17 protein-coding genes and 1 pseudogene are annotated in these 21734 nt (G+C 73.1%); 10 read left to right on the forward strand and 8 right to left on the reverse strand.

Annotated elements, in window-relative coordinates; translation table 11 throughout:
• Positions 1 to 7: 7 nt before the first annotated feature.
• The gene (locus ACIA6C_RS00985; RefSeq protein WP_399272001.1) at positions 8 to 871 is read right to left on the reverse strand and encodes an SDR family oxidoreductase; all 864 of its coding nucleotides are present in this window, start codon (positions 869 to 871) and stop codon (positions 8 to 10) included.
• Between the two features lie 55 nt (positions 872 to 926).
• On the opposite strand from ACIA6C_RS00985, the gene ACIA6C_RS00990 reads away from it, so the two are divergent.
• Positions 927 to 2072, forward strand: coding sequence for an acyl-CoA dehydrogenase family protein (locus ACIA6C_RS00990; protein WP_399272003.1), 1146 nt, complete (start codon positions 927 to 929; stop codon positions 2070 to 2072).
• Positions 2072 to 3070, forward strand: a complete 999-nt coding sequence (locus ACIA6C_RS00995) for an acyl-CoA dehydrogenase family protein (protein WP_399272005.1) — start codon at positions 2072 to 2074, stop codon at positions 3068 to 3070. The genes ACIA6C_RS00990 and ACIA6C_RS00995 overlap by 1 nt, the downstream gene beginning before the upstream one ends.
• Here the strand turns inward: ACIA6C_RS00995 and ACIA6C_RS01000 are convergent.
• From ACIA6C_RS01000 to ACIA6C_RS01010, 3 genes are read right to left on the reverse strand one after another with little or no spacing between them, the layout of a single operon-like run.
• Positions 3057 to 3794, reverse strand: a complete 738-nt coding sequence (locus ACIA6C_RS01000) for a class I SAM-dependent methyltransferase (RefSeq protein ID WP_399272007.1) — start codon at positions 3792 to 3794, stop codon at positions 3057 to 3059. The genes ACIA6C_RS00995 and ACIA6C_RS01000 overlap by 14 nt on opposite strands.
• The gene (locus ACIA6C_RS01005; RefSeq protein ID WP_399272009.1) at positions 3791 to 4762 is read right to left on the reverse strand and encodes an alpha/beta hydrolase; all 972 of its coding nucleotides are present in this window, start codon (positions 4760 to 4762) and stop codon (positions 3791 to 3793) included. Before ACIA6C_RS01005 ends, ACIA6C_RS01000 begins: the two co-directional genes overlap by 4 nt.
• A complete protein-coding gene (locus ACIA6C_RS01010) occupies positions 4759 to 5487 on the reverse strand; it encodes an SDR family NAD(P)-dependent oxidoreductase (protein WP_399272011.1) in 729 nt (242 codons plus the stop codon). Before ACIA6C_RS01010 ends, ACIA6C_RS01005 begins: the two co-directional genes overlap by 4 nt.
• A 117-nt stretch (positions 5488 to 5604) precedes the next feature.
• Here ACIA6C_RS01010 and ACIA6C_RS01015 point away from each other — a divergent pair, with 117 nt between their 5' ends.
• Together ACIA6C_RS01015 and ACIA6C_RS01020 are read left to right on the forward strand one after the other, a co-directional pair.
• The gene (locus ACIA6C_RS01015; protein ID WP_399272013.1) at positions 5605 to 6198 is read left to right on the forward strand and encodes a PadR family transcriptional regulator; all 594 of its coding nucleotides are present in this window, start codon (positions 5605 to 5607) and stop codon (positions 6196 to 6198) included.
• Positions 6199 to 6253: 55 nt separating this feature from the next.
• Positions 6254 to 6754 carry a pyridoxamine 5'-phosphate oxidase family protein gene (locus ACIA6C_RS01020; RefSeq protein ID WP_361135970.1) on the forward strand — a complete coding sequence of 167 codons (501 nt, stop codon included), beginning with the start codon at positions 6254 to 6256 and terminating at the stop codon, positions 6752 to 6754.
• 22 nt (positions 6755 to 6776) lie between these two features.
• On the opposite strand, the gene ACIA6C_RS01025 is transcribed toward ACIA6C_RS01020, so the two are convergent.
• Positions 6777 to 8072, reverse strand: a complete 1296-nt coding sequence (locus ACIA6C_RS01025) for a glycoside hydrolase domain-containing protein (RefSeq protein WP_399272015.1) — start codon at positions 8070 to 8072, stop codon at positions 6777 to 6779.
• Positions 8073 to 8419: 347 nt separating this feature from the next.
• Between ACIA6C_RS01025 and ACIA6C_RS01030 the strand changes: the two genes are divergently transcribed.
• The 4 genes from ACIA6C_RS01030 to ACIA6C_RS01045 are packed head-to-tail and all read left to right on the forward strand — an operon-like array spanning position 8420 to position 11300.
• Entirely contained in the window at positions 8420 to 8887 is a 468-nt protein-coding gene (locus tag ACIA6C_RS01030; RefSeq protein ID WP_399272017.1) for a hypothetical protein, read from the forward strand.
• Between the two features lie 9 nt (positions 8888 to 8896).
• The gene (locus ACIA6C_RS01035) at positions 8897 to 10240 is read left to right on the forward strand and encodes a hypothetical protein (protein WP_399272019.1); all 1344 of its coding nucleotides are present in this window, start codon (positions 8897 to 8899) and stop codon (positions 10238 to 10240) included.
• Between the two features lie 35 nt (positions 10241 to 10275).
• Positions 10276 to 10785, forward strand: a complete 510-nt coding sequence (locus ACIA6C_RS01040) for a hypothetical protein (RefSeq protein WP_399272021.1) — start codon at positions 10276 to 10278, stop codon at positions 10783 to 10785.
• Positions 10786 to 10787: 2 nt separating this feature from the next.
• Positions 10788 to 11300: a hypothetical protein gene (locus ACIA6C_RS01045; protein ID WP_399272023.1), complete on the forward strand. Its 513-nt coding sequence runs from the start codon at positions 10788 to 10790 to the stop codon at positions 11298 to 11300.
• A 114-nt stretch (positions 11301 to 11414) separates the two neighbouring features.
• Here the strand turns inward: ACIA6C_RS01045 and ACIA6C_RS01050 are convergent, their stop codons facing one another.
• From ACIA6C_RS01050 to ACIA6C_RS01060, 3 genes are all read right to left on the reverse strand, one after another.
• Positions 11415 to 12875, reverse strand: a complete 1461-nt coding sequence (locus ACIA6C_RS01050) for a glutamate synthase subunit beta (RefSeq protein WP_361135953.1) — start codon at positions 12873 to 12875, stop codon at positions 11415 to 11417.
• Entirely contained in the window at positions 12868 to 17424 is a 4557-nt protein-coding gene (gltB, locus tag ACIA6C_RS01055) for a glutamate synthase large subunit (RefSeq protein WP_399274415.1), read from the reverse strand. The genes ACIA6C_RS01050 and gltB overlap by 8 nt, the downstream gene beginning before the upstream one ends.
• Positions 17425 to 17804: 380 nt before the next feature.
• The gene (locus ACIA6C_RS01060) at positions 17805 to 18536 is read right to left on the reverse strand and encodes a VIT1/CCC1 transporter family protein (RefSeq protein ID WP_366082350.1); all 732 of its coding nucleotides are present in this window, start codon (positions 18534 to 18536) and stop codon (positions 17805 to 17807) included.
• Between the two features lie 360 nt (positions 18537 to 18896).
• Between ACIA6C_RS01060 and ACIA6C_RS01065 the strand changes: the two genes are divergently transcribed.
• Both ACIA6C_RS01065 and ACIA6C_RS01070 read left to right on the forward strand, forming a co-directional pair.
• Positions 18897 to 19883 carry an ADP-ribosylglycohydrolase family protein gene (locus ACIA6C_RS01065; protein ID WP_366082351.1) on the forward strand — a complete coding sequence of 329 codons (987 nt, stop codon included), beginning with the start codon at positions 18897 to 18899 and terminating at the stop codon, positions 19881 to 19883.
• A 572-nt stretch (positions 19884 to 20455) separates the two neighbouring features.
• Positions 20456 to 21730, forward strand: a pseudogene (locus ACIA6C_RS01070) (ADP-ribosylglycohydrolase family protein); the annotation flags it as partial.
• Positions 21731 to 21734: the final 4 nt, after the last annotated feature.

Genomic DNA, 21734 nt, shown 5'->3' on the forward strand with positions numbered 1-21734 from the left:
GCGTGGTCTAGGCGTGCTGGCTGCTGACGGAGACGGTCTCGCCCGTCATGTAGGAGGAGTAGCCGCTGGCCAGGAAGACGATGACGTTGGCGACCTCCCAGGGCTCGGCGTAGCGGCCGAACGCCTCGCGGGCGGTGAGCTCCGTGAGCAGTTCCTCGCTGGCGACCTTCACCAGGTGCGGGTGCATGGCCAGGCTCGGGGCGACCGCGTTGACCCGTACACCGAACTCCGCGGCCTCCAGTGCGGCGCAGCGGGTCAGGGCCATCACCCCGGCCTTGGCGGCGGCGTAGTGGGCTTGGCCGCGCTGGGCGCGCCAGCCGACGACGGAGGCGTTGTTGACGATGACGCCGCCGTTCCCGGCCGCCTTGAGGGACCGCAGGGCGGTGCGGGTGCAGCGGAAGGTGCCGTTCAGGGTGACGTCCTGGACGCGGCTCCACTGCTCGTCGCTCATGTCGACGAGGTCGGCCGTGCCGCCGAGGCCGGCGTTGTTGACGACGATGTCGAGGCCGCCGTGGGCGTGCTCGGCGTGGGCGAACAGGGAGCGCACCTGATCCTCGTCGGTGACGTCGCAGGGCAGGGAGGTGACCCGGTCCGCCCCGAATTCGGCGGCGAGGGCGGTCTCGGTCTCCTTGAGCCGGCGGGCGTGCGCGTCGCCGATGACGACGCGGGCGCCCTCCTCCAGGAAGCGGCGGGCGGTGGCGCCGCCGATGCCGGCGCCGGCCGCCGCGGTGATGACGGCGGCGCGGCCTTCCAGCAGTCCGTGCCCGGGCGTGTACCGGGGGCTGCGGTCCTGCGGTGCGGGGTCCTGCGGTGCGGGGTCCTGCGGTGTGCGGTCGCGGGGTGTGCGGTCGGACTCCTCGACGCTGCTCATGCCCGTACGTTAACCTACCTAACACTTGTTAGGGAAGCGAGGAGGCCGACGCCTGATGGAGCTGACGCACACCGCCGTGGTCCGGGCCTTCCGGTCCGAGGCCCGGGACTGGCTCGCCGCGCACGTGCCCGCCTCACCCCTGCCGTCCCTGGAGACGGCGGAGGGCTTCGCCGCGCACCGCGCGTGGGAGGCGGAGCTGCACTCCGGCCGCTGGGCGGCGGTGTCCTGGCCCGAGGAGTACGGGGGCCGCGGGGTGGACCTGGAGCACTGGCTGGTGTTCGAAGAGGAGTACTGGGCCGCGGGCGCCCCTGGACGCGTCTCCCAGAACGGCGTCAGCCTGCTCGCCCCCACCCTCCTGGCCCACGGGACGCGGCAGCAGCGGGCCAGGGTGCTGCCGCCGATGGCGAGCGGCGAGGTGATCTGGGCGCAGGCGTGGTCGGAGCCGGAGGCGGGATCGGACCTGGCCTCGCTGACCTCGCGGGCCGAGCGCACCGAGGGCGGCTGGCTGCTGTCCGGGCAGAAGACCTGGTCCTCGCGGGCGGCGTTCGCGGACCGGGCGTTCGGGATCTTCCGTTCGGAGGCGGGCGCGGCCAAGCCGCACCAGGGCCTGACGTACCTGATGTTCGACCTGCGGGCGCCCGGGGTGACGGTGCGGCCCATCGGCCGGCTCGATGGCAAGCCGGCCTTCGCGGAGCTCTTCCTCGACCGGGTGTTCGTCCCGGACGAGGACGTGATCGGCGAGCCGGGACAGGGCTGGCGGATCGCGATGTCCACGACCGGCAACGAACGCGGGCTCACCCTGCGCTCCCCGGGCCGCTTCCTGGCGGCGGCCGACCGGCTGGTGTCGCTGTGGGAGACCGCCGGCGATCCCGGCGACACGGCGGTGCGGGACCGGGTCGCGGACGCGGTGGTCGGGGCGCGCGCGTACGAGCTGTTCACCTGGGCGAACGCCGCCCGGTTCGCGGCGGGCGAGTCGATCGGCGCCGAGTCCAGCCTGAACAAGGTGTTCTGGTCCCAGTACGACATCGCGGTCCACGAGACCGCGCTGGACCTGCTGGGCCCCGACGCGGAGCTGGCGGACGGCGCGTGGGCCGAGCCGTGGGTGTTCTCCCTGGCCGGGCCGATCTACGCGGGCACGAACGAGATCCAGCGCGACATCATCGCCGAGCGGCTGCTCGGCCTCCCGAAGGGCCGCCGCTGATGCGCTTCCTGCCGACCGACGAGCAGCGCGATTTCGCCCGTACGCTGCGCGCCCTGTTCGGGGCGGCGGACGTGCCGGCCGCGGTACGGGCCTGGGGCGCGGGCGATCACGGGCCCGGTCGGAGGGTGTGGGCCCAGGCCGCCGGCACGGGGCTGTTCGCGCTCGCCGCCGACGAGGCACACCACGGGCTGGGGCCGCTGCCGGTGGAGACGGCGTTCGGCTTCGTGGAGTGGGGCCGGTCGGGGATGCCGGGCCCGGCGGTGGAGACGGCGGCGGTGGCGGTGCTGCTGTCCCGGCTGGGTGACGGGACGCTGGCGAAACGTTTCCTGCCGGGGCTGCTGGCCGGTGAGGTGCTCGCCACGCTGACGCTGCCGGGCGCGGGCCCCTACGCCCTGGACGCGGACGCGGCGGCGTACCGGTTCCGGGTGTCGCAGGGGGGCGGGCTGTGGCTGGCGACGGCGCCCGGGGAACCGCTGGCGTCCACGGATCCTGCGCGGCGCCTGTTCCGGCCGGCCGTCGCCGAGGAGGAGCCGCTGGCGGCCGGCCCCGGGGTGGTCGCGGCAGCGGCGGCCGCGCTGGACTGGGCCCGCCTGCTGACGGCGGCCCAGTGCCTGGGCGTCGGCGAGGCCCTGCTGGCCCGCACGGTGGAGTACGCGAAGCAGCGCACGCAGTTCGGTACGCCGATCGGCGGCTTCCAGGCGGTCAAGCACCGGCTGGCGGACACGCTCCTGGCCCTGGAGTTCGCCCGGCCGTTGCTGTGGGCGGGGGCCCTGTCGCTGGAGCGGGGCGAGGTCGCGGCGGCGAAGCTCACCGCGGGCGAGGCGGCGTACGCGGCGGCCATGACCGCGCTCCAGGTCCACGGCGCGGTCGGCTACACGGAGGAACTCGACCTCTCGCTGTGGCTGCGCAAGGCGCGCCCGTTGCGGGGCGCGTGGGGCACGCCGTCGCAGTGCCGCACGGCGGTGCTGGAGGCGCGGCCGCCGCTCACAGGACGCTGACGGCGAGCGTGACGACGTACCGCTCCTCGACGACGCCGTCGGGGAACACCGCCTCCAGGCGCGGCCGTTCGGCGTCCAGGAACTCCCGGGTACGGCCGTCGCCCAGCATCAGGAACACGGAGTGGCTGGCGTGGTTGGCGAGGTGGGAGTCCAGGGGGACGCGCCGCGACCAGCGGACCTCGCGGGTGGTGAAGACCGGCTCGGCCGGCAGCGCGCGGGGGGCGACGCCCGGGGAGGCGTCGAGGAAGGCCGCGATCCGGGCGTCCTGCTCGGCGATCCAGGGGACGGTGAAGTCCAGGTCGTTCCACCACAGCGCGAGCGCTCCGCCGGGGCGCAGCACGCGGCGGGCCTCGGGGAGGGAACGCGCGGGGTCGGTCCAGTGCCAGGCCTGCGCGTAGGTGACCAGGTCGAACCCGGAGGTGGCCAGGGGCAGCCGGTCACCGTCACCGCGCACGAGCGGGATACGGGGGTGCGCGCGGCGGAACTCCGCGGCCATCCCGTCGCCGGGCTCGACGGCGACGACGCCGGCTCCGCGCGCGTCCAGCGCCCCCGAGGCGATCCCGGTCCCGGCCCCGACGTCGGCCACCGTCGCCCCCGCCAGGGGTCGCCCGCAGAGCTCCTCCAGGGCGTCGAACAGCTCACCGGGGTACCCGGGCCGGTGCGCGGCGTACAGCGAGGCGGCTCCGTCGAAGGACCGCGCCCGGGTACGGGGTTTCGTCGTCATCCCCCCATTGTCCCGCCCCCGTTCCGGGACCGGCCCCGGGGGTCCGACACCCCGTCAGCGCGGCTCCCGCTCCCCTCTGCCGCCCCCTGGTGCGCGAGCCAGGCCGCGGCGGCCCTGAGGGCCGAGGAGGCGGCGGGCAGGGGCAGGCCCAGGAAGCCGTGGAAGACGCCCGGGTAGAGGTGGACGGCGCAGTCGACGCCGGCCGCCGCGAGGCGGCGGGCGTAGGCCAGGCCCTCGTCGCGCAGGACGTCGCAGTCCGCGAGGACCATGAGGGTGCGCGGCAGCCGCGAGACGTCGGCGGCCGCCGACGGGGAGACGTGCGGGTGGTGCGGGTCGCCTCTGTACTGCTCCCAGTACCAGGCCATGTGCGCGGCGGTGTGGAAGTAGCCCTGCGCGTAGCGGTCGACGGATGCGGAGCGCATCGAGGCGTCCAGCGGCGGATAGACGAGCAGTTGTCCGGCAACCGCTCCCGGGGCCCGCAGCGCGGTCACCGCCGCCAGGTTGCCGCCGCTGGAGTCGCCCGCCACCGTCACCCGGCCCGGGTCGCAGCCCAGGTGCACCGCCTGCGCGCGGGCCCACAGCAGCACCGTCAGCGCGTCGTCCACCGCCGCCGGCCAGGGGTGTTCGGGGGCCAGGCGGTAGTCGGCGGAGACGACCACCGCGCCGGAGGCCGCCGCCAGCGCCCGGCACACGGGGTCGTGGCTGTCGAGGCCGCACATCACCCAGCCGCCCCCGTGGAAGTAGACGACCAGCGGCCGCCCGGCCGCGCCCGGCTCGGGGTCGTAGATCCGTACGGGGACACCCCGGGCGTCCGTGTCGTGGACGCGGGCAACCGCCAAGCCTTCGGGGCGGGTACGTCCCCCGGCGGCCGCCGCCCGCAGGGCCGCGGCGTCTCCCGGGCCGGGGAAGCCCGCCGTCAGCGCGTCGCACAGCGCCCGCGCCGCCGGGGATAGGGGGTCGCCGGTCATCCGGCCGTCATCCCGCCGTCCACCGCGAACTCGGCGCCGGTCACGTAGGACGAGGCGTCCGAGCAGAGGAAGCGCACGAGCTCCCCCACCTCCTGCGCCCGCCCCATCCGACCCAGCGGCACGTGCGACCAGTCCCGGCCCTCGACGGCCCGGGCGACCATCGGGGTGTCGACGGCCCCGGGGTGCACGGAGTTGACGCGTATCCCGTCGCCGGCCAAGTCCAGCGCCGCCGACCGGGTCAGGCCGCGCAGGGCGAACTTGGTGGAGCCGTACGCCGCGTGGCCGGGTATGCCCACGAGCCCGGCGGTGGAGGAGACGTTGACGATCGAGCCGCCTCCCGCGGCGCGCAGCAGCGGCGCCACCGCCTGGATGCCGAGGAACGGGCCGAGCAGGTTGACCCGCAGCAGTTCCTCGAAGTCGGCGAGGCCCTGCTGCTCGACGTGGGCGGTGCGCCACAGCGCCGCGTTGTTGACCAGCGCCGAGACCGTGCCGTAGGCCGTGACCGCCTCGTGCACGACCGTCGCCCAGCCGTCCGGGTCGGTGACGTCGTGCCGTACGTACAGCCCTTGGTCGCCGAGCGCCTTCGCGACCTCGTGGCCCTCGTCCTGCCGTACGTCGGTGACGACGACCCGGGCGCCGGCTTCCGCGCACATACGGGCCTCGGCCGCGCCCTGGCCGCGTGCGGCGCCGGTGATGACGACGACCTTTCCGTCCAGCGTGACCACGGAAACCCCCTCGTTCGTTTCTAATAGGCATACTTCTAGCAGTCATGTCACGGCGGGCGGAAGGGTCGTGACACGGGGGGAGAGGCCATGACGCGTACCGGCCATAGACTGCGCTGCGTGCCAGACGAGACGAACAAGCGCGCACTGCCCGCGACCGGATGGGCGGTGCTCGGGCTGCTCTCCTTCGGCAAGGAGCTTTCCGGTTACGACGTGAAGAAGTGGGCCGACCGCTCGTTGCGCTTCTTCTACTGGAGCCCGTCCTTCAGCCAGGTCTACAGCGAGCTGAGGCGCCTGGAGGAGGCCGGTTACGCCTCCTCGCGCCGGATCGGCCAGGAGGACGGCGGCGCCCGCGACAAGCGGGTGTACGAGATCACCGAAGCCGGTCTGGCGGCCGTACGGGAATGGGCGCGCGAGGCGCCGGTCGACCCGCCGGTGCTCAAGCACGGGCCGATGCTGCGGCTGTGGCTGGGCCACCTGATGGAGCCGACGCAGATGCGCGAAGTGCTGCGGCGCCACCAGGAGTTCGCGGAGGAGATGCGCCGCCGCGCGGAAGCGGACGCGGCGGCGGCCGGGGGCGAGGAGGCCTGGGCGTACCCGACGCTCACCCTCAAGTGGGCCGAGCGGTACTACGCCGGCGAGCGCGACCTGGCCGCCGCGATGCTCGCCGACATCGAGGCGCTCGCAGCGGAGCGCGGACCCGCGGGCACCTGACACAGGGCGGTGCGCCTGAGCGGCGTCCGCCTGTGGGCCGCGCTTTGATGGACGTATGACGACGAACAACTGGGCAGCGTTCGAGAAGGCGGATCCGGACTTCGCCGAGGCCGTGCGGGCCCGCTTCGCTCAGCGGCCCCACCACGTCCTCGCCACCCTGCGCCGGGACGGCTCCCCGCGACTGAGCGGGCTCAATGTCGACATCCGCGGCGGCGAGTTGTGGCTCGGCATGATGCCCGGCTCGATGAAGGCCATGGACCTGCGGCGCGACCCGCGTTTCGCCCTGCACTCCAACCCGGGCGAGGACGAGACGATGCCCGGCGGGGACGTACGGGTCTCCGGGCGCGCGCTGGAGCTGCTGGACCCGCCGGAGCTGCACCGGTACGCGGAGGAGACGCAGACCCCCCACCCCTTCCACCTCTTCCACGCCGACCTGACGGAGGTCGTCCACATCACCGTTGAGGGCGACGACCTGGTGATCCGCACCTGGACCCCGGGCCACCCCGTGCGCACGCTGCGCCGCGGCAACGACGACGAGCCGCCGCGCGAGGGGTGACTTCTCGTCAGGCGCCGGCTTCTCAGGCGGCGCCCTTCGTGAGGAACGGGATCAGGTCCCGGCCGCGCCGCAGCGGGGGGAAGGCAGCCGGGTCGATGTCGAGCCGGCTGCGGTCGATGTTGATGGTGACGTCGCCGTACGTGGCGTCGTGGCCGCCGCGGAACTGGTGGGCGCGGCGCCGGCCGGGCCACTGGCCGCCCCCGGCGGGCAGGCCCATGTCGGCGTCCGTGACCGAGGCGGAGAGGTTCCAGCGGGCCACCCACAGCACGTCCGGCATGTCCTGCGGGGCCTGGCGATAGTGGGCGCTCAGCGCCGGGACCCCGGACGCGGCGTGCACGTAGGCCGCCGAGCGGTAGCCCAGCGCGTGCAGCCGCGCCGTCCAGGCGGTGAGGTAGGCGACGACCGGGGCGTCCCAGGTGTCGCGGTCGGTGTAGTGCTCCAGGTCGTTGTAGAGCACCGTGTTCGCGCCCAGGCCCAGCGAGCGCGCCGCCTCGACCGCGCCCTCGGCGGCTTCGACGCCCTCGTCGGTGGCTTCGGAGGGGTCGGTGGACAGGCCGGTGCTGGAGCTGTTCCAGGGCTGCGGGCCGACCCAGATCGGCATCAGGTGCCAGCCCGCCTCGGCCTGGCGGCGGATCCAGCCCGAGGTCAGCCGGGGCTGGGCGCAGGCCCGGGCGCGGCCGCCGATGTAGATGCCGACCGCGCGGAAGGGGGAGTCGGCCCGCCAGGTGTCCATGTCGCTCTGGGTGGGGGCGGTGCAGGCGTCGAAGCCGGTGCCCGTGAAGGCCGGCTGGCCGGTGAGGGGGCGTGTGGCCACGGCGGGGCTGACGGTGTCGGCCGCCGGGGGCCCCGCGGTGGCGGGGGTGATCGTGCGGGCCCGGGCCAGGAGTTCCCGTACGGCGTCGGGGCTGTTCCCGTACGACAGGGTGGCCATCAGCCCCGGGGACCTCAGGGCGTAGCGCACCTCACGGCTGTCGCCGGGCGGGGTCGGCGGCAGCCCGGTCCCGTCGGTGCGCAGGGTGGGGATGTCGGCGCGTTCGGGGGCGCCGTCGAGGGGTTCCAGGTGCAGGGTGTCGGCGCGGCTGCGGACGGCGCGGCCGGTGCACTCGCCCTGGCCGCCGGCGTGCCCGAGGTAGAGGGTGGGGAGGTCGAGGCGCAGGCAGGCGTCGGGGTTCCGATCGAGGTCGACGACGCGCCAGTCCGAGGGGACGGTGAGGCGCATCCCGTGGTACTCGACGGTCCGCCCGTCGGCGGTGGCGGGCGGGGCGGGCGCGAGCAGGGCGGCACCCAGCAGAGTGGCCAGCATCATTCGGGACGGCATGGGGCCCACAGTTACCAGAAGCCGCATCCTTGAACTGGAGCGTCATCCGGCGCAGTTGGTCCGTCCGGCCTACAGCGGGGCCGGGTGGCGCGCGGCGCTCGGCCCGGTCGGGCGCGAGTCCCCCGCCGCTCCCCCGGTACGGCGCGGCCCGCCCGCGCCGCAGTCCGGCGGCGCCCGCCGCCGGCCCCGGCGGCGGTCACCCGCACGAGCTACCCGCGTCGGCGAGCCCGCCACCCCCGGGGCGCCACTTTTCCCCGCGCTGGCGCGAGTTGGATACCCGGGTGGCTTGTTCGCACACACAGGCACCGTGCATATGATCGGGTTCTTGCCGACGGGGAGGCCAAAAAATGGCAGGGGACATCGATCAGGAGTCGGGTTCGGCCACGAGTGGCGCGGACCAGCAGGTGGGCATGAGGCTGAACCACGTGCCGCCGGAACCATCGGGTCCGGGGCCGTCGTCCCCACCCGTGTACGGGCCGTTCGCCCCGGGCAAGGGGCCCGCCGACTTCGCCTCGTCGCCGGCGGACAAGAAGGCGGCGGCGGGCACGATCGAGACCGAGCTGCAGCCGAACACGAAGAAGGCCGCGGTGCACGCGGACGCCGCCACCACCGCCGCCCACAAGGGCTTCGACGGGTGGGAGACCGCCTCGGCCCTCAAGAAGGTGGCGGACACCTGGGACCAGCAGGTGAAGAACCTGATGGCTCGTCTGGACGCGGAGAAGGGCGCGCTGCGCGGGGCGTCGGGGCTCTTCGTGGGCAACGACACCGGGATCCGCAACCAGTTCGCGGCGCAGTCGAAGCTGAACGGTCTGTAGGGGGCTGCCGTGCTGAAGTACCACGAGGTCATGTCCACGAACCTGGGCCTGCTGACGACGGCCGCGAGCAAGTGGGAGGAGATGGCGGGCGAGCTCGGCAAGGTCGAGACCCGCTACGGCGACTCCGTACAGAAGATCACCATGGGCGACAGCTGGAACGGTGTCAGCGCCGGGACCGCACAGTCGGGGTTCGCGGGCACCCGCTACGAGTACTCGGCCGCGCAGATCCAGGCCAAGGCGATCGGGAGCCTGCTGCGGGACGCGCACGAGAAGTTCACCGACCTCAAGAAGAAGGTCGAGAGCGCCCGCGCCGATGCGATAGCCGCCGGCATGAGCGTCTCCGAACAGGGCCGTGTCGCCTTCGACTGGGACAAGCTCACCCCCTCCGAGCGCAACGCCTACCACCACGACCCCGACGGCGCGGCCTCCATCGGCACGGCCGTCACCAAGTGGCAGCAGCACATCGACGACCGGGTCAAGGCCGTCTCCGAGCTCGACCAGAACGTCAAGCTGGCCCTTGAGGCCGCCGTCGTCGACAGCAACAAGGACGCCCTGGGCAAGGGCGCCGACATGTCGCTCACCGGGTTCAACGCGGGCGCCGAGGGCGATCTGACGAAGGCCGTGAAGGCCGCGCAGGAAACGAAGAAGGCCGAGGAGGCCGACGCCAAGACGAAGCCCGACGGCGTCCTCAAGGTGACCGGACCCGACGTGGGCTTCAAGGTCTCCGGCGTCAAGAACGGCAAGGAGGGCTCGGTCAAGGCGTACGCCGACCTCTTCCACCTGAACGCGGAGGGCACCTCGACCAAGGGCGGGGTCAACTGGTCCGGGGTCTACGACGTCTACGGCGGAGCCAGGAGCACCGCGAACTACGGGTTCACCAACAAGGGCTTCTCCGGCAAGGCCGAGGCGTCCGTCGGCATCCGCGAACTGGTGGGGGGCAAGGCCGAGAAGGGCATCTTCGGCGCCTACGGGCGGACGGAGGTCTTCGCCGGCGGCGAGGCCGGAGTCAGTGCCGGGGTGGGCAAGGAGGGCCTGAACGCCGGCGCGAAGGCGTTCGCCGGCGGGAAGGTCAGCGTCGCGGGGGGCGGCGAGGTCGCCGGCCTCGGAGCCGGCGGTACGGCCGAGGGCTGGTACGGCGCGGGCGCGGAGGCCAAGGCGACCTTCGGCAAGGGTGACGACGGCAAGTGGCACATCGGCGGCAAGGTGGGTATCGCCCTCGGAGTCGGCGGCGCCGTGGGCGGGGAGTTCACGGTCGACCCCCACAAGGTGAGCAACGCCTTCGGCGACGCCGCCGACGCGATCGGTGACACCGCCGGGTCGGTCAAGCACACCGTCGGCGGCTGGTTCGACTGATGTACGTTTCCCGTTCCACGGAAAGAAGGCCACCGATGCCCACCACACTGCCCGTGCCGATCGAATTCAGCCTGCCGGAGGGCTGGCAGGCGGCGCCGCCGGACGAGGTCGGCGCTCCGGAGGTGGCCTTCATCGCGCTGCACCCGCAGCCGGACGAAGGGTTCACCGCCAACATCACCATCGACGGCGGCTTCCTTCGGGACGAGACGACGTTGGAGGAGCTCGCCGACTCGTCGGTGCAGCAGGTACTCGGGGCCGCCGAGTCCGTGACAGTGGCCGCCCGCCGCGGGATCGGCTCCGCGGACTCGCCGGGGCTGACCCAGCGGCTGCACCTGACGGCGGTCGTCTCCGGCGTGCGGCGCGACCTCGTCCAGTCCCAGGTCTACATGGTTCTCACGGACGTCACCGACCCGCACAAGCGGGCGCTGGTCCGGCTGATCCTGACCGCCACCGCCGCCCAGCACGACGATGTCCTCCCCGACTTCCAGGCGTTCCTGCGCACGGTACGCCCGGACCCCGGGCCGGCTGCCGGGGCGGAGGCCTGAGGATGGGTCTGCTGGACAGGTTCACCGGCACCCTGCACCCGGACGGCAGTGCGGCGCCGCTGTCCGCCGCGGAGGTCCGGGAGGCGCTGCTCGCGGTCAACGGCCCGGACAAGCCGTACGTCGTACGGAACGCGCGGCCCGCGGAGAAGGCGGACCTGGTCGCGGAGTGGCGGGTCCTGGAGCCGGCCTGGCGCTCCTTCTTCCTGCAGACCCGGCTGGACCGGACCCTCAAGACGAAGATGCGTCTGGTCCCCGGGAAGCACGAGGTGCGGGCCCTGGACGAACAGCTGGAGATCACCTGGATCGGGGACACGCCCAAGCTGGCCAAGTCGGCCGAGTACGGCCGCGGGCAGGTGACGACGGTGTCCAAGCAGTGGACGTTCGAACGGGGCCCCGACGGCCGCCGCCGCATCGTCGAGGAGTTCTCCTTCGACACCCGGCAGATGAAGACCCCCCTGCAGAAGGCGGTCCTGGGCGCGGGCTGGACCTGGCGCGGCGCCCTGTTCAAGCTCTGACCCGCCGCCCGCGCACGCCACAGCGCCCGCCATCCCGGTCGGGGACATGGCGGGCGCTGTGTCGAGTGCCGCACACCGTTGTACGGACCGTACGAGGGGTCCTGCCGGTCTCCGCTACACCATCAGCGAGCGGTCGGTCGGCTTGACCGGGTACGGGAGGGTGCTGGCGCCGGTCAGGAAGCGGTCCACGCCGCGGGCGGCGGAGCGGCCTTCCGCGATGGCCCAGACGATCAGCGACTGCCCGCGGCCCGCGTCGCCGGCGACGAAGACGCCGTCCACGTTGGTCGCGTACGAGGCGTCCCGGGCGATGTTGCCCCGGGCGTCCAGCTCCAGGCCGAACTGGTCCACCAGACCGTTGGCCTGGTCGGTGCCCGTGAAGCCCATCGCGAGGGTGACCAGCTGCGCCGGGAGGACGCGCTCGGTGCCCTCCTTCTGGACCAGCTTGCCGTCCACGAACTCCACCTCGATCAGGTGCAGCGCCTGGACGTTGCCGTCCTCGTCGCCCTCGAAGTGGGTGGTGGAGACGGAGTAGATCCGCTCGCCGCCCTCCTCGTGCGCCGAGGTGACCTTGTAGAGCATGGGGAACGTCGGCCAGGGCTGCCCGGCGGGGCGGTCCTCGGACGGCTTCGGCATGATCTCCAGCTGGGTGACCGACAGGGCACCCTGGCGGTGGGCGGTACCCACGCAGTCCGCGCCCGTGTCGCCGCCGCCGATGACGACGACGTGCTTGCCCTCGGCGGTGATGGGGGGCGCCATGAAGTCGCCCTCCTGCACCTTGTTGGCGAGCGGCAGGTACTCCATCGCGAAGTGGATGCCCTTGAGTTCGCGCCCCGGCACCGGCAGGTCGCGGGAGACCGTGGCCCCCGCCGCGATGACGACCGCGTCGTAGCGCTTGCGCAGCTTCGCGGCGTCGATGTCGCGGCCGACCTCCACGCCCGTGCGGAACTTGGTGCCCTCCGCGCGCATCTGCTCGATGCGGCGGTTGATGTGCACCTTCTCCATCTTGAACTCGGGGATGCCGTAGCGCAGCAGGCCGCCGATGCGGTCCGCGCGCTCGTACACCGCCACGGTGTGGCCGGCCCGCGTCAGCTGCTGGGCGGCGGCCAGACCGGCCGGGCCGGAGCCGATGACGGCGACGGTCTTGCCGGAGAGGCGCTCGGGGGCCTGCGGCGTGACGTCGCCGTTGTCCCACGCCTGGTCGATGATCGAGACTTCGACGTTCTTGATGGTGACGGCCGGCTGGTTGATGCCGAGCACGCACGCCGACTCGCAGGGCGCCGGGCACAGCCGTCCCGTGAACTCCGGGAAGTTGTTCGTGGCGTGCAGGCGCTCGGAGGCGGCCGTCCAGTCCTCGCGGTAGGCGAAGTCGTTCCACTCGGGGATCAGGTTCCCGAGCGGGCAGCCGTTGTGGCAGAACGGGATGCCGCAGTCCATGCAGCGGCCGGCCTGCTTGCTGATGATCGGCAGCAGGGAGCCGGGGACGTAGACCTCGTTCCAGTCCTTGACGCGTTCGGCGACGGGACGGGTACAGGCGGTCTCGCGGGGGGTGGTGAGGAAGCCCTTCGGGTCAGCCATTGGTCGCCGCCTCCATCATCTTCTCAGTGGTCTCGGACTCGGAGAGTCCGGCCCGCTCAGCGGCGTCCTTGGCGGCGAGCACTGCCTTGTACGTGGTCGGGATGATCTTGCTGAACCGGTCCGCGTTCACGGACCAGTCGGCGAGGAGCTTCGCGGCCACGGTCGAGCCGGTCTCCTCCTCGTGGCGGCGCACCACATCGTGCAGCCACTGCTTGTCGGCGTCCGAGAGGGCCTCGACGGCCTCGGTGTTGCCGGCGTTGACGTTGCGCGGGTCGAGGTCGACGACGTACGCGACGCCGCCCGACATGCCGGCCGCGAAGTTGCGGCCCGTCCCGCCGAGGACGACGGCCGTGCCGCCGGTCATGTACTCGCAGCCGTGGTCGCCCACGCCCTCCGAGACCACCAGGGCGCCGGAGTTGCGGACGCAGAAGCGCTCGCCGGTGCGGCCGCGCAGGAACATCTCGCCGCCGGTGGCTCCGTAGCCGATGGTGTTGCCGGCGATGGTCGAGTACTCGGCGAGGTGGTCGGCGCCGCGGTCGGGGCGGACGACGATCCGGCCGCCCGACAGGCCCTTGCCGACGTAGTCGTTGGCGTCGCCCTCCAGGCGGAGGGTGATGCCCTTGGGCAGGAAGGCGCCGAAGGACTGGCCGGCGCTGCCGGTGAAGGTCAGGTCGATGGTGTCGTCGGGCAGGCCCGCGCCACCGAACTTCTTGGTGACCTCGTGGCCGAGCATGGTGCCGACGGTCCGGTTGATGTTGCGGATGGCGACCTGCGCGCGAACCGGCTGCGCCTCTTCGGCGGTCGGCGCGTTCAGCGCCTCCGCCGCGAGCTCGATCAGCTCGTTGTCGAGGGCCTTCTCCAGTCCGTGGTCCTGCTCGATCACGGCGTGGCGGACCGCGCCCTCGGGCAGCTCGGGCACGTGGAAGAGCGGCTCCAGGTCCAGACCCTGCGCCTTCCAGTGCGTGACGGCCTTGCTGGTGTCGAGCAGCTCGGCGTGGCCGACGGCCTCCTCGATCGAGCGGAAGCCGAGCTCGGCGAGGAGCTCGCGCACCTCCTGCGCGATGAACTCGAAGAAGTTGACGACGAATTCCGGCTTGCCGGAGAAGCGGTCGCGCAGGACCGGGTTCTGGGTGGCGATGCCGACGGGGCAGGTGTCCAGGTGGCAGACGCGCATCATGACGCAGCCGGAGACGACGAGGGGGGCGGTCGCGAAACCGAACTCCTCGGCGCCCAGCAGCGCGGCGATGATCACGTCGCGTCCGGTCTTGAGCTGGCCGTCCGTCTGGACCACGATGCGGTCGCGCAGCCCGTTGAGCAGCAGGGTCTGCTGGGTCTCGGCGAGACCGAGCTCCCAGGGGCCGCCCGCGTGCTTGAGCGAGGTGAGCGGGGAGGCGCCCGTACCGCCGTCGTGGCCGGAGATGAGGACGACGTCCGCGTGGGCCTTGGAGACGCCGGCCGCGACCGTGCCCACGCCGACCTCGGAGACCAGCTTCACGTGGATGCGGGCGGCCGGGTTGGCGTTCTTGAGGTCGTGGATCAGCTGCGCCAGGTCCTCGATGGAGTAGATGTCGTGGTGCGGCGGCGGGGAGATCAGACCGACGCCCGGGGTGGAGTGCCGGGTCTTGGCGACCCACGGGTACACCTTGTGGCCGGGCAGCTGGCCGCCCTCGCCGGGCTTGGCGCCCTGCGCCATCTTGATCTGGATGTCGTCCGCGTTGACGAGGTACTCGCTGGTGACTCCGAAGCGGCCGGAGGCGACCTGCTTGATGGAGGAGCGGCGCGCCGGGTCGTACAGGCGGTCCGGGTCCTCGCCGCCCTCACCGGTGTTGGACTTGGCGCCCAACTGGTTCATGGCGACGGCGAGGGTCTCGTGCGCCTCCTTGGAGATGGAGCCGTACGACATCGCGCCCGTGGAGAAGCGCTTGACGATGTCGGCGACGGACTCGACCTCCTCGACGGGGATCGAGGGCCGGTCGGACTTGAAGCCGAACAGACCGCGCAGCGTCATCAGCCGCTCGGACTGCTCGTTCACCCGATCGGTGTACTGCTTGAAGATGTCGTAGCGGCGGTTGCGGGTGGCGTGCTGGAGGCGGAAGACCGTCTCCGGGTCGAAGAGGTGCGGTTCGCCCTCGCGGCGCCACTGGTACTCACCGCCGATCTCCAGCGCGCGGTGCGTGGCGGCGATGCCGGTGGCCGGGTACGCCTTGGCGTGGCGCGCGGCCACCTCCTTGGCGATGACGTCGAGGCCGGCGCCGCCGATCTTGGTGGCGGTGCCGTTGAAGTACGTGCCGACGAACTCCTCGTTCAGGCCGACGGCCTCGAAGACCTGGGCTCCGCGGTAGGAGGCGACGGTGGAGATGCCCATCTTCGACATGACCTTCAAGACGCCCTTGCCGAGCGCGTAGATCAGGTTCTTGATCGCCTGCTCCGGCTCCAGGCCGGACAGGAAGGTACCGGCGCGCAGCAGGTCCTCCACGGACTCCATGGCGAGGTACGGGTTGACGGCGGCCGCGCCGTAGCCGATCAGGAGCGCGACGTGGTGGACCTCGCGGACGTCACCGGCCTCGACCAGCAGGCCCACCTGGGTGCGCTGCTTGGTGGCGATGAGGTGGTGGTGCACCGCGGAGGTGAGCAGCAGCGACGGGACCGGTGCGTGCTCGGCGTCGGAGTGCCGGTCGGAGAGGACGATGAGGTGGGCGCCGCCGGCGATGGCGGCGTCGACCTCGCCGCGGATCTCCTCCAGGCGGGCGGCCAGTGCCTCGCCGCCGCCGGAGACCCGGTACAGGCCCGAGAGGGTGGCGGCCTTCATGCCCGGCATGTCGCCGTCGGCGTTGACGTGGATGAGCTTGGCCAGCTCGTCGTTGTCGATCACCGGGAAGGGCAGGGTCACGCTGCGGCAGGACGCGGCGGTCGGCTCCAGCAGGTTGCCCTGCGGGCCCAGCGAGGAGAGCAGCGAGGTGACGAGCTCCTCGCGGATGGCGTCCAGCGGCGGGTTGGTGACCTGCGCGAACAGCTGCGTGAAGTAGTCGAAGAGCAGCCGGGGGCGCTCGGACAGGGCCGCGATCGGGGAGTCCGTGCCCATGGAGCCGAGCGGCTCGCCGCCGGTGCGGGCCATCGGCGCGAGGATGACGCGCAGCTCTTCCTCGGTGTAGCCGAAGGTCTGCTGGCGGCGGGTGACCGAGGCGTGGGTGTGCACGATGTGCTCGCGCTCGGGCAGGTCCGTCAGCTCGATCTCACCGGTCTCCAGCCACTCCCCGTACGGGGCGGCGGCGGCGAGCTCGGCCTTGATCTCGTCGTCTTCGACGATGCGGTGCTGGGCGGTGTCGACGAGGAACATCTTGCCGGGCTGGAGGCGGCCCTTGCGGACCACCTTCGAGGGGTCGATGTCGAGGACGCCGACCTCGGAGGACAGTACGACCAGGCCCTCGTCGGTGACCCAGTAGCGCCCGGGGCGCAGACCGTTGCGGTCGAGGACCGCGCCGACCTGGGTACCGTCGGTGAAGGTGACGCAGGCCGGGCCGTCCCAGGGCTCCATCATCGTGGAGTGGTACTGGTAGAAGGCGCGCAGGGCCGGGTCCATGGAGGTGTGGTTCTCCCACGCCTCCGGGATCATCATCAGCACGCTGTGCGGCAGGGAGCGGCCGCCGAGGTGGAGCAGCTCCAGGACCTCGTCGAAAGAGGCGGAGTCGGAGGCGTCGGGCGTACAGATCGGGAAGATCCGGTCCAGGGCGCCGTCTCCGAAGACGTCGGAGGCCAGCTGGGACTCGCGGGCCTTCATCCAGTTCCGGTTGCCCTTGACCGTGTTGATCTCGCCGTTGTGCGCGACGAAGCGGTACGGGTGGGCGAGTGGCCAGGACGGGAAGGTGTTCGTCGAGAACCGGGAGTGGACCAGGGCGAGCGCCGAGGCGAAGCGGCGGTCGGAGAGGTCCGGGAAGAAGGGCTCCAGCTGGCCGGTGGTCAGCATGCCCTTGTAGACGATGGTGCGGGCGGAGAGCGAGGGGAAGTAGACCCCGGCCTCGCGCTCGGCGCGCTTGCGCAGGACGAACGCCTTGCGGTCGAGCTCGATGCCGCTGAGCGCCTCCGCTGAGGGAGTGCTCCCGCTGACGAAGAGCTGCGAGAAGGCCGGCATGGTGGCGCGGGCGCCGTTGCCGAGCAGGTCGGGGGTGACCGGGACCTCGCGCCAGCCGAGGACCGTCAAATTCTCCTCGGCGGCGATCGCCTCGATCTGCTCCACGGCGACGGCCTGTGCGGAGCCGTCGGCGGGGAGGAAGGCGATGCCGACGGCGTAGGCGCCGGGCTCGGGGAGGTCGAAACCGGCCACCTCGCGCAGGAACGCGTCGGGGACCTGGGAGAGGATTCCGGCGCCGTCGCCCGAGTCCGGCTCGGATCCGGTGGCGCCGCGGTGTTCGAGGTTCCGCAGTACGGTCAGCGCCTGCTCGACCAGCGTGTGGCCGGCCTCGCCGCTGAGGTTGGCCACAAAGCCGACGCCGCAGGCGTCGTGCTCGTTGCGCGGGTCGTACATGCCCTGGGGGGCGGGGCGACCGTCCATGGGCGACCAGGCGGTGGTGCTGGGCCCGGTCGCGGAGTGCGTGGATGCGGAACGCATCGGCTCTCCCGTCGTCGTCGTGGCAAAGGTGCGTGCCGAGGGACGACGTTGGCCCTCTGCGAAATTTCGTGCAGGTTACATGATGACCGTGATCCCGCGTGGCGGATATCTCGTTCCAGCATGCGGACACTGCGCGAGGCGTAAACGCAAGCAGAAAAGGGATCCCGGAGCCGGGAGGGTGATGCGTGGGGCTTCATTGCCCGGAAGCTCCCCGCGGCAGCCATGGGGAGCCCTGGTGTGATGCCCGGCGGTGATGTGCTCGAAACCGCCGGGTAATCATTAATTTATGCGGCGCTCTGCATAGTGTCTCACTCCTGCGCCGGTCAGCCTAGGGCGCCGCCGATCCACGTGCCCAGGACGTACGTCACACCGGCGGCCGCACCGCCCAGGACCAGCTGCCGCACACCGCTGAACCACCAGGAGCGCGCGGTGACCCGGGCGACGACCGCTCCGCAGGCGAAGAGGCCCACCAGGGCCAGCAGTACGGCCGGCCACAGGGCGGTCGCGCCCAGCAGGTAGGGAAGTACGGGCAGCAGCGCGCCCAGCGCGAACGAGCCGAAGGACGAGACGGCGGCGACCAGGGGCGACGGCAGGTCGTCCGGGTCGATGCCCAGCTCCTCGCGGGCGTGTATCTCCAGCGCCTGCTCCGGGTCCCGGGAGAGCTGCATGGCGACCTCACGGGCGAGGGCGGGCTCGACGCCCCGCGATACGTACAGCTCCGCCAGCTCCTCCATCTCGTCGACCGGGTGCTTGCGCAACTGCTGGCGTTCGACGTCGAGTTCGGCGAGGACGAGCTCGCGCTGCGAGGCGACCGAGGTGTACTCGCCGGCGGCCATCGAGAAGGCGCCGGCGGCCAGCCCGGCCAGGCCGGTGATGACGATGGTCTGCGGGGCGACCGCGCCGCCCGCCACACCGGTCATGAGGGCGAGGTTGGAGACGAGCCCGTCCATGGCACCGAAAACGGCCGGTCGCAGCCATCCGCCGTTGACGTCACGGTGGGTGTGGTTGTCGCGGTGGGCGGTGTGCAGTGGTGCTTCGGTGTCGATGATGGACATGCGCCGTATCTCCCCTTTTTCGAGCCTTTGCCGAGCTGTCTTTCCGACGCCTTTTCCGAGCCTTTTCGGAGCCTCTTCCGGGAGTCGTCCGAGCCTCTTCCGCTACTCGGCCGGGCCCCTGCTTGCGAGCGGGTACGCGAAGGCGACGCGCAGACGGCCACTCCCCCTGAACACCTCGAAACTACGCACGATTTCCTTCGTCCGCCAGCAAGGAAGGCCGTACTTACCTGGGGTTTCGCGGGTCGGCGACCGGGTGACGGCGGCCTTCGGGGGGTGTTTCGCGGCTCGCGACAAACGTCATCCCATGGCACAAATCCCCCAAGGGCTCATGATGAGTCCCATCAAGTGGAGAGGCGCGCGATGGAGCTGATTGCATGCGATCCGCAGATCCTCCTCGAACGGGCCAGGGGCGCGCTTCTGGGACTGGCGGTGGGTGACGCGCTGGGCGCCCCCGCGGAGAACATGAAGCCGTCGCAGATCCGGGCGAAGTGGGGCCGGATCGAGGGCTTCGTCTCCGACGATCCGGCGGGCACCGACGACACGGAGTACGCGATCTTCTCCGGGCTGCTGCTGGCCCGCCACGGGTCGGCGCTCGCGGTCAGCCACGTGGAACGCGCCTGGCACCACTGGATCGCCGACCTGGACGTCGGACCCTTCCGCGGCGCGGGCTTCTCGGAACGCGGCACGCTGGAGAACCTCCGCCGGGGCCTGGCGGCGCCCATCTCCGCGCAGCACCGCCACGCGTGGTCGGACGGGCTGGCCATGCGGGCGGCGCCGTTCGGGGTGTTCGCGGCGGGGCGGCCGGCGGAGGCCGCGCGGCTGGTGGCGATCGACGGCTCGGTCAGCCACGACGGGGAGGGCATCTACGGCGGCCAGGCGGTCGCGGCCGGCGTCGCGGCGGCGATGGCGGGCGGCTCCCCGGCGTCGGTGGTCTCGGCGGCGCTGTCGGTGATCCCCTCGGACTCCTGGACGGCGCGGTCACTGCGCAGGGCGGTGACGGCGGCCCCGCGCGGCGAGCGGGCGGTGCGGTCGGCGGTGGTGATCGGCGGCTACCCCTGGACGGACCTGGCTCCGGAGGCGGTGGGCCTGGCCTTCGGGGCGTTCGCGGCGGCGCGGGGTGACTTCGCCGAGTCCGTCCTCACGGCGGTGAACATGGGGCGGGACGCGGACACCACCGCGGCGGTGGCGGGGGCGCTGGCCGGGGCGCTGTCGGGGGCCGCGGCGATCCCGGGCGCCTGGTCGTCGGTGATCGGCCCGGTCCGGGGCAGCTGCCTGCCCTCGATGCGCGGCTACCACGTCCTGGACATCGCGGACCTCCTCACCCCCGAATCCGAGCCCGCCCGATGACCCCTCCCCCTTACGACCCCACCCCGCCCCCGCCCGTAAACCACCGTGCCCCCACGCGCCCCCTGACGGCCGACCAGCCCGACGCCCCGGAGCCGGCGGCCGAGCGGCACACCGGACCGGCGGCAGCCGCGGAACAGACCGGCCCGGAGCCGGCATGCGCGGGGCACACCGGACCGGGCCCGGCCGGGCAGCAGCCCGGCCCCGTCGCGAGCCCGACGGGTGACCGGCCGGGAACCCCTGCCCCGGAGCCTGCGCCCGAGCCGCACACCCCGCCAGGCCCGGCCGGACACCAGCCCGACCCGTCCCCCACCCGGACGGGCGACCGGCCCGACGCCCCGGAGCCGGCGGCCGAGCAGCACACCGAACCCGGACCAGCAGGGGACCAGCCCGACGCCGCCCGCGACCGGACGGGCGGCCGGCCCGACGTCCCGGAGCCGGCAGGTGCGTGGTGCGCCGTGGCGGGCGCGTCCGGGCGCCTGCGCACGCCGACGGGCGACCGGCCCGGAGGCCGCGGGCCGGAGCAGGCGGGTGCGTCGTGCGCCGGGCCGGCGGAGGTGGTCGGCGGGGGGTGGGTGCGGCAGAGCGGGCCGGCCTTCGGGCGGGGGGCCGCGCCGCAGCCCGCGGGGTCCGGCGCGGGCGGGGAGGGCGGGGAGGGCCCCGCCGGCCCCGCGCGCGCTGAGGTCCGTACCGCCACCCGGACGGCCGCCCCCGCGCAGAACGGTGCCGGCTCCCCCGCCGGCCCCCGGCGGATCGAGGGGTTGCTGCTCGGGCTCGCCGCTGGCGACGCGGCCGGGTGGCCCGCCGCTCGGCACCGGGCCAGCCGGATGCCCGAGTGGACCCGCCGCCTCACCCGTGAGCTCGACACCTTCGCCGAGCAGAACGCGACCACCACCCTCCCCGTCCCCATCGCCCTCAACCAGCCCCCCGAGCCCCTGCGCCTCGGCCCTTCCGACGACGCCGAATGGGCCGCCTTCGCCGCCGAGTCGGTGCTCACCGCCGCCGGGGTCCTGCTCAGCGACCTCTCCCGCTCGCGCCGGATGCGGGCCGCCATCGACCTCGCCTGGAACGCCCTGGCCAGCGAGGTGGCGGCCGCGGCCGAGCGGGCCCCGGAAGTCGAGTCGGCCGTCCTGCCCCTGCGCGCCCGCATCTCCGTCCGCGCCGGCCTCGGCAACCTCGCCGCCGGCCTGCGCCCGCCCGCCACCGGTCACGACAACCCCCACTACTTCGACGACGCCGCCTGCGTCCGCGCCTGCGTCCTGGCCGTCGTCCACCCCGGGGACCCCCTGGCCGCGGCGGACCTCGCCGAGTTCGACGCCCGCTACACCCAGGACGGCGACGGCGTCCACGGCGCCCGCGCCATGGCCGCCGCCATCGCCACCGCCCTCGCCGGCGCGGACACCGACGCCGCCGTCGACGCCGCCCTGGAGCAGCTCCCCGAAGCCACCGAGATCGGCCGCAACGCCCGCCACGCCGTCAAGCTCGCCCGGACCGACGAGGGCGGCGGCGCCTTCGCCCTCGTCCCGCTCCTGGAGCACCAGATCGTCGACCACGTCTACAGCTACGGGATCGCCGCCGCCGAAACCGTCCCCGTCGCGCTCGCCCTGGTCACCGCCGCCCGCGGCGACGTCGCCCGGGCCGTACCCGCCGCCGCCTGCCTGTCCCGCGTCGCGGACTCCGCCCCCGCGCTCGCCGGGGCCCTCACCGGCGCGCTGGGCGGCGGCGACTGCCTGCCCGCCGCCTGGCGCGAGGCCTGCCGCACCCTCTCCGGCTGCGCCCTGCCCCGCCTCGCCGGCACCGACCTGGTCGAACTCGCCGCGCTGCTCGCCCGTACGGAACTCACCTCACCCAAAG

This window comes from Streptomyces sp. NPDC051578, from assembly GCF_044454045.1.
Classification (GTDB): Bacteria; Actinomycetota; Actinomycetes; order Streptomycetales; family Streptomycetaceae; genus Streptomyces.